Raw genomic sequence first — 15,453 nt, forward strand, 5'->3', positions numbered from 1 at the left:
CGCAACTTCTTGCGCACCACTGCGCAAGAAGTTGCGCACTTTTTCAGGTGATCTCTGCCGAACAACCTCTCCACGTTTAAAAAATATCCTCAACCACCTGATTTATATGACAAAAAACATTTATGGCACGCTCCTTGATAACAGTCAGGCACCCACCGGGCGATACCGCCTCCCGGGCACCCTAACTTTTAGCAAGGAGCACATCCATGGCTACACCAGCGTACATGTCCGTTACCGGCGAAAAACAAGGCCTGATCACTGCCGGCGCCTTCACCGCCGACTCCGTTGGCAACACCTACCAGGAAGGTCACGAAGACCAGGTCATGGTTCAGGCGTTCAGCCACGACGTGATCATCCCGCGTGACCCACAGTCCGGCCAACCGACCGGTCAGCGTGTACACAAGCCAGTCGTGATCACCAAGGTCTACGACAAGTCTTCGCCACTGCTGCAAGCCGCCCTGACTTCCGGCGAGCGCATGAGCGAAATCGTTATCCAGTGGTACCGCACTTCGGCTCAAGGTACCCAAGAGCACTACTACACCACCAAACTGGAAGACGCGATCATCGTCGCCATCAACAACAAAATGCACAACTGCCAGGATCCGTCGAACTCGCACTTCACGCACCTGGAAGAAGTGCAGTTCACCTACCGCAAAATCACCTGGACCCACGAAGTATCCGGTACTTCGGGTTCCGATGACTGGCGTGTTCCAGTCGCTTAATCGCGGCTGACGGTTCCAAACATCGGCCAGCTCTGCTGGTCGATGTCATTTGCGCCTTCCAGGAATTTTCGCGTCCGTTGATCCGGCTTTCGGGTGTCAACGCGCGCCGCAGCACTGCACGAGGAACAAGGGATGTTCGCGCCGGCCAATCAGACTCACTTTGCCCTGACTGTCGAAGGTCTGGAAAAAGATCTCCAGGTCCTTGCCCTGCAAGGTCGGGAAGCCATCAGCCAACCTTTTGTGTTTGAGGTGGAGCTGGTCAGTGAGCAGCCGTCCCTGGACCTCGAAACGCTATTGCACAAACCGGCCTTCTTGCAGCTCTCGCCTGACGGCAGCGGCATTCATGGCCAGATCTACCGCGCCGCCCAGGGCGATTCGGGCAAACGCCTGACCCGCTACGCTGTGACCCTGCGCCCGCAGCTGTCCTACCTGGCGCACCGCATCAACCAACGCATCTTCCAGAACCTCACCGTGCCGAAAATCATCGGCATGGTCCTCGAAGAACACGGCATCCAAGGCAATGCCTACGAATTCAAAGTCGGGGCGATTTATCCCGAGCGCATTTACTGCGTTCAATACGATGAATCGGACCTGCAGTTCATCCAGCGCCTGTGCGAGGAAGAAGGTATCCATTACCACTTCCAGCACAGCGCCACGGCCCACAAGCTGGTGTTCGGCGATGACCAGACGGTGTTCCCGAAACTCGCGCCCGTGGCCTACCAGCAAGACTCCGGCATGGTCGCCAACGACCCGGTAATCAAGCGCTTCGACCTGCGCCTGGAAACCCGCACCAGCCGCACCACCCGCCGCGATTACGACTTCGAAAAACCGCGCCTGAAACTGGAAAGCGAGAACCGTGGCGACGCCCTGCCCGACCTCGAAGACTACGACTACCCCGGCCGCTTCATCGACCGCGAACGCGGCAAGCACCTGGCCAAACGCGCCCTCGAGCGTCACCGCAGCGACTTCCAGTTGGCCGAAGGCCGCAGCGATCAGCCGTTGCTGGTCAGCGGCCACTTCCTGGCCCTGACCCAACACCCGAAAGCCAAGTGGAACGACCTGTGGCTGCTCACCGAAATCCTCCACGAAGGCAAACAGCCGCAAGTGCTGGAAGAGTCGGTGACCAGCAACACCACCAATCTGAAAGACGATTTCCACCAGGGCTACCGCAACCGCTTCCAGGCCACCCCCTGGGACGTGCCGAACCGCCCGCCGCTGAACCACCCCAAGCCACGGATCCTCGGCAGCCAGAGCGCCGTAGTTACCGGCCCCAAGGGTGAAGAGATCCACTGCGACCAATACGGCCGCGTCAAAGTGCAATTCCATTGGGACCGCGAAGGTCAGGCCGACGACAAGACCAGCTGCTGGCTGCGCGTCTCCTCCGCCTGGGCCGGCGCCCATTACGGCGGCATCGCCATTCCACGCATTGGCATGGAAGTGCTGGTCAGCTTCCTCGAAGGCGACCCCGACCAACCGCTGATCAGCGGCTGCCTGTTCCACAAGGAAAACGTCGTCCCGTACGCCCTGCCGGCGAACAAGACCCGCAGCACCTTCAAAACCCTGAGCTCTCCGGGCGGCGGCGGATTTAACGAGCTGCGTATCGAAGACAAAAAGGGCCAGGAGCAGATCTTCCTGCACGCCCAGCGCGACTGGGACGAAAACGTCGAGCACGACCAGAAAATCCGCGTCGGCAACGAACGCCACGACACCGTTGAGCAAAACAGCTACAGCGAATTCAAGGCCGAAGAACACCACACCGTCTATGCCGATCGCAAAGTCGAAGCCCGCGCCAACGACCACCTCACCGTGGGCGTCAACCAGCACATCAAGGTCGGCACCGGCCAATTCATCGAAGCCGGCCAGGAAATCCACCTGAGCAGCGGCATGAAAGTCGTGCTCGAAGCCGGCAGCGAACTCACCCTCAAGGGCGGCGGCAGCTTCATCAAGATCGACGCCAGCGGCGTGACGCTGAGCGGACCGGTGATCAACATGAACTCCGGCGGCAGCCCAGGCAGCGGCACCGGCGCGGCACCGCTGATGCCCGGCGCGCTGAAACAGGCTGATGCCGACAAGGCTGGCGCGGTACTGACGCCGGCGCAGATCAACACCCTGAAACGCAATGCGCCGTTCTGTGAAGAGTGCGAGAGGTGTAAGGCGGGTGTATGCGATATAGCAAAACCTGCCCAAGACACTGAAAAAACCAGCCACGACTTAGTATTTTTAGTCAATGATGAAAAAACGGGTAAACCGAAGCAGAATATTCCCTATCGAATAACGCTTGAATCCGGGATTATTGTTGATGGTGTCACTGACAACAAGGGGATGACCCAAAAAGTCTCATCTAACAAAGCTGAAAAAGCCACTATCGAGGCCCCGTATTATGGCAACACAACAAGCGACGCTCACCCCAACCACGGATCAGACACCTGTAACTGTTAGCATCCCGACCAAGGAGCTAAGCGGTACGCAATGGGTTGCACGATTTCCGACCAGTACAAGTGTGGGCGATCTCACGACTGAGTTCGAAGCCAGTGTGAACAAATTTATTGCAGCGATAAAAGAAGCCGGGGGCAGTGTTTCAATTTCGGCAACTTATCGGCCCAAAGAGCGTGCTTATCTGATGCACTATTCCTCAGCAATATCTAAAGGAATCATTGCACCAGAAGACGTACCTGAAATGGACGGTGTAAATATCGAGTGGGTTCATAGCACCTCAGCGCAATCAATCAGTGCTGCGACCAGCATGGCGTCGGGCTACGGAATTGTGTATCCGCCGGCACTTACAAGTCGCCATACACAGCGAAAAGCCATAGACATGACAATATCCAACATGTCTGGAAAAACAATTGTAAATGCTTCTGGCGCCTCCGTTTTGATCACTCACTTAAGCGACTTGAATCCAGTAGGTACTACATATGGAGTTAAAAAGCTTGTTTCCGACCCTCCACATTGGTCAACCGATGGACATTAAACATACACTTTTCTTCATTCTGACTATTTGCTCAGGGTCAGTATTTGCCCAAGACACTGGATTTGGATTCGTTAAAAATAATCCAGACGGGCAAACTTATTTATATACAACCCAGAATATTTCAAGCAACGAAGTCATTTCGGTCCAATTCCCTCAGGATGGAACCGTTGCTTGCTGCAAGTTAACAAAGACAACTGGGGGAAAACAGCAGCAGGGCGATGCAATGGATCTGCTCAACGAATCCGACATGCACATTTATGGGCTTGACATTCAATACTCTGCGCCTTTCATCGGCATAGCTGTAGTTGGTAAAAATGCAACCGGAAACGGCGTCTCAGCCGTTGAGGTCAAGGATCAAGCTACAACTATCAGCACCTGTTTGAGTCAAGAAGGCGTTCATCTCTTCTCGAGAAAAAATGGGAGTTTGAACGGTCATCTCTATTTGAGCCTAGGTTACGATGTAGAGCCAACGTCAAATTCTTGCGAAACGGAAAGTTCTGAGTCCGTTCCGACCGACGTCTCCGGCTACATCAAAAATAGAGACAACTGTGATTCTTTGCGCGGAGATATTCCTGAACGGGACCCCGCCGACCCGAAAATTCTCGATCGTGTCATCAGCGATATAAATAAATATTGCAAGGGCACCGACCAGCAGCTGAAGCAGTTGAAAGAAAAATACTCCGGAAACGAAAACGTTGAGAAGTTGCTCTCGACTTACGAAGAAAACATTGAAGCTGATATGAGTTTTTAGATTCACTCATCAAGGACGGCTGTTGTGACATCTGAAAACACCAATCCACAGGTCTGGTTATCCGAAACCCCGCTACTGCCGGGTGAACGCCTCTACCTGATCATCAGCGCCGCCAGTGATGCCGAAGCGCTCAAGTCGCTTTACCAAAACGAACCCACAACCCAGGCGACCCCGATTTGGGGTGGTACACCCTACGCGGGCTGGCAGCCGGTGATGCCCTACCTCATCGAGCTGAAACCCAACTCAAGTTTTCTAACGTGGATTGCCGAAACCGATGCTCAGGACTGGGGCTGGCTGGCGGTATCCACCAGTGCGCCGGATGTGGTGTTCGAACATCTGCGCAGCCTGACTCAAGTGCGGATGCCGGATGGGACGCAAGTGTTTTTCCGTTTTTGGGATGGACGGCATATCTATCCGATTCTGGAAGGTCTCGGCGATGCCGCCGGTGAGGTACTGCCGGTGTTTGATCGGTATCTGATTAATGGGAAGAGCCTGGAGGTGGGGCCGAGGGTGGTGCCGCCGGCGAAAGACTGGCCGTGGTGGGAGGTGCCGCAGAAACTGCTCGACAGCCTGGCGAAGCAAAACCCGTCGACCCTGATCGGCAACCTGATGCAATGGCTGGAAGAGGAACGTCCAGACATCTACGCCGCTTACCCCGAGAGCAATCTGAAGCTGAAAATCGCACGTTTCGTGAGCCGGCCCGATGCTCCGAAAAACCTGAATGAAGCACTGTTAAACCACCTGATTCTGGAGCAAGGCTGATGGATCGCGTTGCCTACGTTGACAACCAACTGAGCACGTTCAAGGACAGCTTGAAGCTGTATCAAGAACAGACCAAAACCTGGTACGCGAAAGCCGCCGACAAAGGCAGTCGAGCCGCAGACCTGCCCTCCCTGCTGGGCATGGAGCGCGTGATAAAGGTCGGTAACACCAGCAAATCGGTGAGCATGACCGATGGCGACTTCGCCTCGAACGTTGCCCAGTGCCCGCTCAAGGGGCCACTGCTGATCGAGAGCAAATTCGAATCGGTGTATGACATCCCATTGGGTGACATCGAAGTTGAAATCGTTGCGGTGGAAGGCGGCGCAGTCAGCAAAGTCAAACTCGACGCCCAGGGCAAAGCCAGCTGGACGGAGGGTGTTCCCGGCAAGTTCTACAAGATCCGTGTTCACCACGAAGTGACGCCGGCTCAGATCGATACCTTGTTCAAATCCTATGAAGGCCTGACCGGTCAACTGGAAGGTTTCCTGCGCAAGGAATGGGCCGGTTTCAAACCGCAATGGTCGAACATATCCGCCTTGGGAACGGCCTCGGCAATTGGCAACGGCATCCTTGAAGGCGGTTGGGAAGCGATCAAAGGGGTTTGGGACGGTATCAGCCTGGTGCTCGATATCCTGCAAGACCCGAGCAAGTTTGCCAAAGACCTCGGTGCCGGAACCCAAAAACTGATAGCACTGGCAAAAGAAACGCCAGACGTCATGAAGAAGGCCATGCTGCTGGCCAGCGACGAGGCCGCTCTGTTCCTGATGGTACGCAGTGCCGTGATCTGGCTGGCCGGTCTGCCACCGATGAAGATGGCCGGTGACGTCGCAAAAATGACCACGGCAGCGGTAGTCGGCATCGCGATCGACATCGTGATTTCGATCGTGCTGACCGTGGCTGCAGAGGGTACCGGTGTCATCTACCTCGCCGCGCGCTTGAAAAAGTACGGCGAAATCGTCATCAAGGCCGTGACCGGCTTTGTGGAGTCGGTGTTCAAGATCATCAAAGGCTTCATGGAATACGTCGCGAAGTACACCGCGGTAGCGGCTCGTGGTGTGACGGCTCAGGTGAAGAAAGGGATTGCACAGGTTCGTTTTGACGGGAAGAAAAACGCAAAACTGGGCAAGGGCAAAACGGGCGACGACGTTTCCAGGCAAGCCAAGACACCTGCCGACAAAAGCGCTGAGCCCGCAGCCAAAACCTGCACCGATAAGTGCCCTGTATCGATGGTCACCGGTGAAGAGTTATTGACCCTCAATGATGGCCAGCTCGACGGCCTGCTGCCGTTTGAGTGGACACGTCTTTACCGAAGCAGCGCAGTGGAAATCGATTGTGGTCTGGGTTATGGCTGGAGCCATGCGCTGGCACACCGAATCGAAATCAATGGCGATGAAGTCATCTGGACCGACCACGAAAACCGGGCGACGCCATTTCCACTTCCTAGCCAACAGCGTCCGGCAATTACCAACAGCCTGTCACGGGCAGCGATTTTCATCGGTGACGACCCGTCGGAGCTGGTCCTGGCTCAAGCCGGGAGCCGTCCATCGTTCTACCACTTCCGCTACAACAGCAAGGGCGCAACCCTGATCGCCATCAGCGACAGCTATGGCAACCGGCTGCATATCACCCGTGATATCCACGGCAGGATCAAACGCCTCGACAATGGCGCCGGCCGCGCCCTGCTCTTGCGATATGACCGCAAGCACATCATCGCCGTCGACTATCAGCAGTTCATTCCCGCCGACAATCTGGAAGACGCCTGGAACACCGTCCAGACGCTGGTTACGTACAGCTATGACACACAACATCGCCTGATTGAAGCGAAGAACGCCGCCGGAGAAGCCGAACACTATCGCTACAACGATCAACACGTAATTCTTGAGCGGCAACTGGCGGGTGGTGCGAGTTTCTTTTGGGAGTGGGAGAACGAAGGCAAGTTATCGCGATGCGTCCATCACTGGGCGAGCTTCTCACAGATGGAAGCGCATTACGCTTGGGACGATAAAGGCAGCGTCACCGTTACCAACGCCGACGGCAGCGAAGAGGTTTACACCCACGACGATAAAGCACGGCTTATCAGCAAGATCGATCCCGATGGCGCTGAACACCTGAAGGCCTACAACGAAAAAGGTCAGCTGATTGCAGAAAAAGATCCGCTAGGCGCTGTTACCGAGTATCGGTACGACGAAGATGGCTTGATGACGGCGGTCATTCCTCCGGAAGATGAACCCGTTTCGTATGAATACAGCAACGGCTTCGTCAGTGACGTGCACCGAGGCAAAGCTACCTGGAAGTATCAACGCAACAATCAGGGCGACATCACTCAACAGATCGACCCGGACGGTAACTCCACCCTCTACAGCTACGACCGCCAGGGCCGTCTGCTGGAAATCCGCCATCCCGATGGAAGCCGCCATCAACTGGGCTGGAACAACCTCGGCCAGTTGCTCGAAGAGCACCTGCCCGACGGCGGCCAGCGCAAATACCGTTACGACGCATTGGGCCGGCAGATCACCCGTCAGGAAGAAACCGGCGCCATCACCCACTACCAATGGGACGCCGCCAACCGCCTCGCGCAAATCACCCTGCCCGGCGGTGCAACCCGCGCGTTCACCTATAACGCCTACGGCAATGTCACTGCTGAACGCGATGAATTGGGCCGCGTCACCCGATACGAATACGCCGATGGCCTGCACTTGGTCAGCCGTCGACTCAACCCGGATGGCAGCCAGCTTCGCTACCGCTACGACAACTCGCGCCTGCTGCTCACTGAAATCGAAAATGAACGCGGTGAACACTACCACCTCGATTATTACCCGAATGGCCTGATCCAACAGGAAACCGGTTTCGACGGTCGCCGCACTGCCTACGAATACGACCTCAACGGCCAGCTGCTGAAGAAAACCGAACTCGGTGAAGACGGTAGTGAGTTGATCACCGAGTACCAACGCGACGCCGCTGGCCGCCTGCTAGTGAAAACCCTGGCCGATGGCGAGGAAATTCACTACAGCTACGACGCCCTCGGCCGCCTCGTAAACGTCGACGACGGCCACTGGCCCCTTGCCTACGAATACGATCTGCAGGATCGCCTGATCACCGAGCACCAAGGCTGGGGCACCACGCGTTACGAATACGACAACCTCGGCCAACTGAGCCACTGCCGCCTCCCCGACGGCAGCAAACTCGACTACCGCCACCAACCCGGCAGACGCCTGAGCAGCATCGACCTCAACGGCTCGCGCCTCACCACCCACCAGTTCAGCGCCGGTCGCGAACAACAGCGCCAACAAGGCCTGCTGCTCAGCCAATACCAGTACGACGAACAAGGCCGACTGCAAGCCCACACCGTCAGTCAGCAAGACCGCAACCTGTTCCGTCGCCGCTACGCCTACGATGCCAACGGCAACCTCGCGGGTATCGATGACAGCCGCAAAGGCAACCGCAGCTACCATTACGATCCGCTCGATCGCCTGATCAACGTCCGTGGCACCACACCGGAAAGCTTCGCCCACGACCCGGCGGGCAACCTCCTGGGCCAAGGCGACCAACCGACCGCGAATCTCGCCAACGTCAAAGGCAACCGCCTGCTGATGCAAGGCGACCGCCATTATGGCTACGACGCCCACGGCAACCTGATCCGCGAACGTCGTGGCGCCGGGCAGAAACTCGTCACCGAGTATCGCTACGACTGCCAACATCGCCTGATCGGCGTCAGCCTGCCCGGCGGCAGCATCGCAAACTACAAGTACGACGCCTTCGGCCGACGCATCGCCAAAACCGTCGATGGTCAAACCACCGAATTCTTGTGGCAAGGCGAACGCCTCATCGCTGAAAGCGCCGACAATCGCTATCGCACTTACATTTATGAACCCGGCAGCTTCCGCCCATTGGCGATGCTCGATGGCGAAGGCCCGCTGAACGCTACGCCTTTCTATTACCAACTCGATCATCTCGGCACGCCACAGGAACTCACCGACTACAGCGGCGAGATTATGTGGTCGGCGAAATACCGGGCCTACGGCAACCTCGCCACCCTCGACGTTGCAGAAGTCGACAACCCGCTGCGCTTCCAGGGTCAGTACTTCGACGCGGAGACAGGCTTACATTACAACCGGCATCGCTACTACAATCCGGGGACTGGACGGTTTTTGACGCCGGATCCGATCAAGCTTGCGGGCGGGTTGAACAACTACCAGTACGTGCCTAACCCTACGGGGTGGGTGGATCCGTTGGGGTTGAATAGCGAATGTCCGGGGGGAGCGAGCTGCAAGCCTGGAACGGTTGAAGATCCGGCGAGTAAGGCCAAGGTAAATGAGGGGACATCAGGAGCACCTGATGTTCAATGGACGAATCACGGTAACAAGCACGTAGCCCCCAAGGCCCCCTGGCCAAATGTTGTTAAATCAACGGCAAATGGAGGCGCGGCAAGGTATTTACCTGGGACAGACATCGAAGCACTCGAGCGGCATGCATTTAAAAATGGCCAAGATGTTAACAACGGAAAGCCTTGGAAAGTTATTGATATGGGCAAGACTATTGGCGCCAACGATGGTAAAGAAACACGCTTCATGAGGGTTGAACTAAGCGCAAACACTATCCACGGCCACCCTATTTCCGAAGAAGCATTTAAAAAACTCACAAAAGCGAAGAAAAACTGAATGGACACTAAAAAAATTATAGAACTTGGCGGAACAGTCACATTTGATGACATCTCCCACCTCAACCAGCTTATTGACACTTCGATGATCGTTGATGACTTAAAGGAGGATCTATTCCAAGCCGTCTTCCCACATGATCAACTTATTGACATAGGTTGGTACCCTGAATTCTGTGAAAACGGCACATTTAGAGTTTCTTTAATTAAAGCCTATGACTGGGAGCACCCAGCTTTCAGCGAAAAAGCAAAAAGCTGGACAGAATTAAACAAGGCAATTTCCAATGCTTTAAACAAACTAGAAAAATGATCGCCCGAGCGCTCAAAAAAAAAAGCCACCTCATTTTGGCCTTTCAGAAGAAAATGCTAGACGCAAATAAAAGAATCATAATCCCCGGAGAGTCGAGAGAAAAGGGGACAGATTTATTTTTCATGCCATAAAATAAATTTGTCCCCTTTTGGCTATCATTACGTGTTTGAGCAATCTAAAATGTGGACATCATCAATATCGAATAAAAAACAGTGAGCTTCTATTTTTGGAGAAGATTACTCCCCTACCAGCATGCGCACTTCTTACGTCATGCTGGACGGAAACTCTACATGCTTAAAACTATACAGCCAAGTAGAACAAGCAGTCACCCCTAAGAAATGGCTGAAAAAAGATTATAACGAGTACGAATTCCAGCCTTACATAATAAATATAGAAAATTTCAATTTCAGCGGCCCTACTACTATAACCGTCACCCAACACGACTCAAACTACAAAGTCACACTTAGATTACCATAGCAAATATTAAGGCATACCATAACTATGGTGTAGCGTAGCAAAAGAACATCCAAATCAGATCACAGCAAGAGAACCTCCTAAAAAATTAACGAAGCTCACCTCAACGCTTCAAAGCAAAAATGGGCGTCCCCTTTTGGCTCTTTTGGCTTGGCTAAGGGGTGGTCCCTTTTGACTGTTTCAAGGAGTAAAAATGAAATTCTGGAACGATATCGATGGCAGCATTTTTTTCAACCAGGTTTTCAAGACTTCCGTAGTGATTGGCCTCGTTGAACTTTTCACAGTAAGTATCGACAACAACAGACCAACGATAATACTGGAGTTTGACATCGAAGAACTCCCGGACGCCCCTCCCGCAAAGTGGAAAAAGGCTGAATTCAACACATGCCGCATCTGTTTAAACTGCAGCGAAATCAGCAACCCGACGATCAAAAACATACCTACAAAAGAAAAACTCAATATAACAATCACTCAGAGCGAAAACATTTTCACGATTCATGCTTCGAACAGCAGCTCGATAATTGAATTCTCAACAAAATCCCCGCTACTTTGTGGCCCCTCAGTTTATATGAACGACAAAAAGCCCGTACTCACTTAAAAAATCTAACTCATTTTTCTGCCCTTTGAGTCGTCTGACAAAAGCATCGGACATTTCCCGCAACTCCCATCACCATCCATGAACTTGTACCCCCCCTTCTCCCCAGATAACCTCCCCCAGTCACTGCAACCCCAGCGACCGGTTTTGGCAGACCGAACACGATCAAGGCATGCAAATGCCGCTTTGCGGCTCCGTTGATTCAGGAGCTTCACGATGAAAAAGTTTCCACCCGAGTCTCTCGACCCCATCAGCCACGTCGTCACCCTCCCCCCAACATCCGCACCGAAACCCTGCTAAGCCATGCCTGCGAAACCCTCGCTTCGCTCAACGTCCTGAACACCGACCTTGCCTGTGAACTCGAAGGCTCGCACCGCAGCCTGGCGCTATCGATTCAGCAATTGGCTGTACCGGGTAAGTTGTTGGTAAACCGGGTGCTGGACAACCTCGACCCACCCGGTGGGGCGTCCGACACTCGGGAGTGTTCAACCATGACTCGATACATGTCGATTACCGGCATCGACTGCACGATCCCTTCCCTCCCGATCGACACCGCAGCGCCTGTCGATGTGCTGCAGGACACGGCCGCATATCGCATTCGTTGTGTCACTCAACTGTTGGAAGAGAGCTGTCTCCGGGCGACGTGCTGGATGTGGTCGGACGGCGGTTACGGGCCCAGCCTTAATTCAGCCAATAAAAATGGGCGACTCCAGGGTCGCCCATTTTTATATCCGACGTTTAATATCACCCCTCAAATTTATACACAGAGCATTTGGCAAGAGGCTGCTAAAACTTCGCCCGCAAATTTCTTGATATAGGAGCAAAATTCTTCCAACTTCCACTATGGTGGGCTCTTCCGCAAAATCGCGACCTTCCCAAAAACCCAGAAAAACTGGCTACTCGGTCAAGTAACTTCCTCACTGATAAACAATGGTTTTCAACCAGTCTTCAATCTATGCTTGGGCTGACAGTATGGAGGCTGTGATGAATGTTCAAACTCAGACGGAAAACATGGGCTTTACTTTTGGTCTACATCGTAGGTGTCAGTGGCTATATCTACTACCTCTACGTCGAGACTCAGGGAATTCTCACTGACAACATTAATAACAAGCTGCTGCATGCCGCGCTGGGCGCGTCAGCCATCCTCGGCGACCGCTACCATGACAATCTGATCGACAAACAGTCGAAAACGGAAGCGCAAGACTGGGATACCATTCAGCGGCTTTCCAGATTCAACGAGTCCATGGGCACCGCCTTTGTCTACAGCGTGGTCAAACGCGATGGGGAAGCCTATCTGATCAGCTCCAGCGCCTCGAAAAAAGAGATTCAAGAGCAGAATTACGTACGCTTTTTCGATCCTTATCCAGATGCCAGTCAGGCCCTGCTCGACAGTTTTGAGCGTACCGAGCCCACCTGGATCGATTACTCGGATCACTGGGGAGACTTTCGCGCCGTCTTCGTCCCAATGAAATCCCAGGACGGGACGGTTTATGTGGCAGGTGCGGAGATGACGTTGGCGAACTACAACCAACAACTTAATCAGGACTCTCTGCACCATATCATCCTTGCCATTCTGGTATTTCTCGCCTTCAGTCTTTTGTTCGTGATCGACTTATTGCGCATGCGTGCTCATCTTCAGCAACTGCAAATAAACGAACAGGTATTGAGTCAGGCAAAAGATGCCGCCGAAGACGCGGATCGTTCCAAGACCCGTTTTTTAGCCACCATGAGTCATGAAATCCGCACCCCCATGTACGGTGTCATCGGTGCGACCGAGTTACTGGCCGGCTCCACCCTGAATCCCGAGCAAAGCGCTCTGGTCAATACGATTCATACCAGCGGACGAACCCTGCTGTCGCTTATCGACAACATTCTCGACCTGGCAAAGATCGAAGCGGGCAAACTTGAATTGAGGCCTCGTGTATTCGAAGTGAGAGCATTGGTTTCATCCAGTATTGAAATGATCCGGCAAAACACTCAGGGCAAACCAATCATCATTGAGGCTCAGGTATCACCGGATGTACCGCACTGGGTCAAAACCGATACCGATTGCCTTCGCCAGATACTGATCAACTTGTTGGGTAATGCGGTCAAGTTCACCGAAACCGGAACAGTATCGCTCGTGGTCAAAACGAGCGGTGACAGCCCTCGAGCCCGACTCGAGTTCTCCATACGCGATACTGGCATAGGTATCCCTTTGGCGCGGCAAGACAGCCTGTTCAAGCCCTTTGTTCAGTTCAAAGGGCCAGCCAGTCAACGCTTTACCGGAAGTGGGCTAGGTCTTTCAATTTGCAAGAATCTGGTCGAGGCGCAACAGGGGACTTTATCCTTTACCAGTCAGCCTGGTATCGGATCGACGTTTTCCTTCTCACTCCCCATGGAGCCTTTTTCCGTCTCGGAAATCCCCCTCGGGGACGATCATGCAACGGTTGGTTTCGACTCATCTTTTGCCGGGGATTACCCGCTCGATATCCTGTTGGTGGAGAACCATCCCATTAGTCAGAAAGTTGCCTTGGCGATGTTACAGGCGTTGGGTTATACACCCGCCCTTGCGTCAGATGGTCTGGAGGCGATCAACGAGTGCATGACGTCGATTCCAGATATCATTTTCATGGATATCAATATGCCTGTTATGGATGGGCTGGCGGCCATCCGTAACATCCGCGAACTACCACTGGGCGATACGTGCTACATCGTTGCGTTCACCGCGAGCGCTTTTTCGAGCGAGATAGAACGTTTCAGGGCCGCCGGTGCCAATGACATTTTGACCAAACCGGCAAACTTCCAGGCCTTGACCCAAGTACTTCAGCGTGCAGCCAACTACCGGCGACAGCTCCAGGCCAGTACTCCGGTAGTGGATGCAATTTCAAGTTGAAATGGGCTCAGGGTACAAACGCCATTACGGAAACAGGAGAACCCGACCCCTCTTTGAGTCGAAGCACGCCAATGACCAGTGTCGTGCCTTTCGCAGGTAGCTGATCGAGATTAGTCAGGCACTCCAGGACAATGCCATCTTTGGCCAGAATCTGGCTGTTGGTGGCATAAACCGTATCCTGACCTGGATCAGCGCCATGTGTATCGATACCGACACCGGCGATTTGGCGTTCTTCAAGCAGAAACTGGGTCGTAGCAGCGCCCACACCGGGAAAGTGTGGGCCTTTCGCGTCTTCATTGATAAAGCGCTTGGGATCGTTCCACAAGGCTTGCCATCCCGTATAAAACAGCACAACAGAGCCTTGGGCGATGCGCCCATTAGCCTGTTCCCATTTTTCGATGTCCTGGACGCCAATCACATAATCCGGGTTATCCCGAGCCTGGGTTCGTATATCAATCACAACGGCCGGGCGCACCAGGGACTCTGGTTTATAGGCATCAATCCCGATGGCATTGGGGTGAAAACTATTGGGCGCGTTCATATGGGTAGCGCTGTGCTCGCCGATGCTGAAACGCCGCAGGTAATAACCGTCTTTTTCCTGTGAAGCCACCACGTCGAATGTCACTGGAGGGTCGTTGGGCCACAGTGGAATCGTCGTGCTAATGACATGGCTGAGGTCAATGACCTTTCGAAACTGAATACTCTGCATTCCTTTGACTTCCTTATCCTCTGCGAAACTTTTAGCGACGCCGACCGACAGCAAAGCGGCCAGTACGCCGATGGATACCCGTTTAAAACAGCTCTTGTTTTGCTTTGATCTCGCCATAACGATTGGCTCCCCTTTGATCATTAAGGACTCCTACCCTCGAGCCCAGCTGTGGCTCCAGCCATTCTCTACTCCCCGTTCGTTGATCCTGAAGAGGTTTGTGTATTGGAGAGTATCAATATTGATCGTTTCAATGCATCACCGTAACCGTCCAGGCGCCCCACTATGCATCGACTCGCGGCACTTTACGCGGGTTGGCCATCCCGTTGCAGGACGGTTGCGATTTGATGGATGTGGTCGGACAGCGCTTGCGGAAGCAGCTTTAGATCTTCCAATAAAAATGGGCGACCCCAAGGTCGCCCATTTTTATATCCGAAACTTTTAAACAGCACCTCCCAAAGAAGGTGTTCGCCCAGTGTAATGGCCTTGGCAATCCATGCACCGGTAAAGAGCCCTGACACCGGGCGAACGGGAAGGATTTTAATAGAATTTGGCAGATATGTCCTCGTATACAAACATGAAATTTATGCACGTAATATTTCGTAAGGCCCCGCTTACACAACGTCTACAAAC

10 protein-coding genes and 1 pseudogene are annotated in these 15,453 nt (G+C 53.7%); 10 read left to right on the forward strand and 1 reads right to left on the reverse strand.

Going from position 1 to position 15,453, the window contains the following annotated elements; genetic code table 11:
* Window positions 1-206: 206 nt before the first annotated feature.
* From PGR6_RS17710 to PGR6_RS17745, 10 genes and pseudogenes are all read left to right on the forward strand, one after another.
* Window positions 207-722, forward strand: a complete 516-nt coding sequence (locus tag PGR6_RS17710) for an Hcp family type VI secretion system effector (protein ID WP_007900657.1) — start codon at window positions 207-209, stop codon at window positions 720-722.
* Window positions 723-854: 132 nt separating this feature from the next.
* A complete protein-coding gene (tssI, locus tag PGR6_RS17715) occupies window positions 855-3,161 on the forward strand; it encodes a type VI secretion system Vgr family protein (protein WP_064618717.1) in 2,307 nt (768 codons plus the stop codon).
* On the forward strand, window positions 3,103-3,693 hold the full coding sequence (locus tag PGR6_RS29560) for a hypothetical protein (RefSeq protein ID WP_081626496.1): 591 nt from the start codon (window positions 3,103-3,105) through the stop codon (window positions 3,691-3,693). The genes tssI and PGR6_RS29560 overlap by 59 nt, the downstream gene beginning before the upstream one ends.
* Window positions 3,653-4,444 (forward strand): hypothetical protein, encoded by a 792-nt coding sequence (locus PGR6_RS30455; protein ID WP_225609294.1) that lies wholly within the window; start codon window positions 3,653-3,655, stop codon window positions 4,442-4,444. Before PGR6_RS29560 ends, PGR6_RS30455 begins: the two co-directional genes overlap by 41 nt.
* Before the next feature lie 24 nt (window positions 4,445-4,468).
* Window positions 4,469-5,206 carry a DUF4123 domain-containing protein gene (locus tag PGR6_RS17725; RefSeq protein ID WP_064618721.1) on the forward strand — a complete coding sequence of 246 codons (738 nt, stop codon included), beginning with the start codon at window positions 4,469-4,471 and terminating at the stop codon, window positions 5,204-5,206.
* Window positions 5,206-9,864 (forward strand): RHS repeat-associated core domain-containing protein, encoded by a 4,659-nt coding sequence (locus PGR6_RS17730; RefSeq protein WP_064618723.1) that lies wholly within the window; start codon window positions 5,206-5,208, stop codon window positions 9,862-9,864. Before PGR6_RS17725 ends, PGR6_RS17730 begins: the two co-directional genes overlap by 1 nt.
* Window positions 9,865-10,170, forward strand: coding sequence for a hypothetical protein (locus PGR6_RS17735; protein WP_018925589.1), 306 nt, complete (start codon window positions 9,865-9,867; stop codon window positions 10,168-10,170).
* A gap of 667 nt (window positions 10,171-10,837) precedes the next feature.
* Complete coding sequence (locus PGR6_RS17740) at window positions 10,838-11,242, forward strand: Imm50 family immunity protein (protein WP_064618725.1); 405 nt, start codon at window positions 10,838-10,840, stop codon at window positions 11,240-11,242.
* Window positions 11,243-11,470: 228 nt separating this feature from the next.
* Window positions 11,471-11,709, forward strand: a pseudogene (locus PGR6_RS30460) (DUF6124 family protein); the annotation flags it as partial.
* A gap of 518 nt (window positions 11,710-12,227) precedes the next feature.
* Window positions 12,228-14,114, forward strand: coding sequence for an ATP-binding protein (locus tag PGR6_RS17745; RefSeq protein WP_064618727.1), 1,887 nt, complete (start codon window positions 12,228-12,230; stop codon window positions 14,112-14,114).
* Between the two features lie 7 nt (window positions 14,115-14,121).
* Here the strand turns inward: PGR6_RS17745 and PGR6_RS17750 are convergent, their stop codons facing one another.
* Window positions 14,122-14,964 carry a cyclase family protein gene (locus PGR6_RS17750; RefSeq protein ID WP_225609293.1) on the reverse strand — a complete coding sequence of 281 codons (843 nt, stop codon included), beginning with the start codon at window positions 14,962-14,964 and terminating at the stop codon, window positions 14,122-14,124.
* Window positions 14,965-15,453 lie beyond the last annotated feature (489 nt).

The organism is Pseudomonas sp. GR 6-02, from assembly GCF_001655615.1.
GTDB lineage: Bacteria > Pseudomonadota > Gammaproteobacteria > Pseudomonadales > Pseudomonadaceae > Aquipseudomonas.

What these genes read in the sequence shown, in the direction of transcription:
- PGR6_RS17710 (WP_007900657.1), top strand. Translation starts at nt 207, where the DNA reads ATGGCTACACCAGCGTACATGTCCGTTACCGGCGAAAAACAAGGCCTG.
- tssI (WP_064618717.1), top strand. Translation starts at nt 855, where the DNA reads ATGTTCGCGCCGGCCAATCAGACTCACTTTGCCCTGACTGTCGAAGGT.
- PGR6_RS29560 (WP_081626496.1), top strand. Translation starts at nt 3,103, where the DNA reads ATGGCAACACAACAAGCGACGCTCACCCCAACCACGGATCAGACACCT.
- PGR6_RS17730 (WP_064618723.1), top strand. Translation starts at nt 5,206, where the DNA reads ATGGATCGCGTTGCCTACGTTGACAACCAACTGAGCACGTTCAAGGAC.
- PGR6_RS17735 (WP_018925589.1), top strand. Translation starts at nt 9,865, where the DNA reads ATGGACACTAAAAAAATTATAGAACTTGGCGGAACAGTCACATTTGAT.
- PGR6_RS17740 (WP_064618725.1), top strand. Translation starts at nt 10,838, where the DNA reads ATGAAATTCTGGAACGATATCGATGGCAGCATTTTTTTCAACCAGGTT.
- PGR6_RS17745 (WP_064618727.1), top strand. Translation starts at nt 12,228, where the DNA reads ATGTTCAAACTCAGACGGAAAACATGGGCTTTACTTTTGGTCTACATC.
- PGR6_RS17750 (WP_225609293.1), bottom strand. Translation starts at nt 14,964, where the DNA reads ATGATCAAAGGGGAGCCAATCGTTATGGCGAGATCAAAGCAAAACAAG.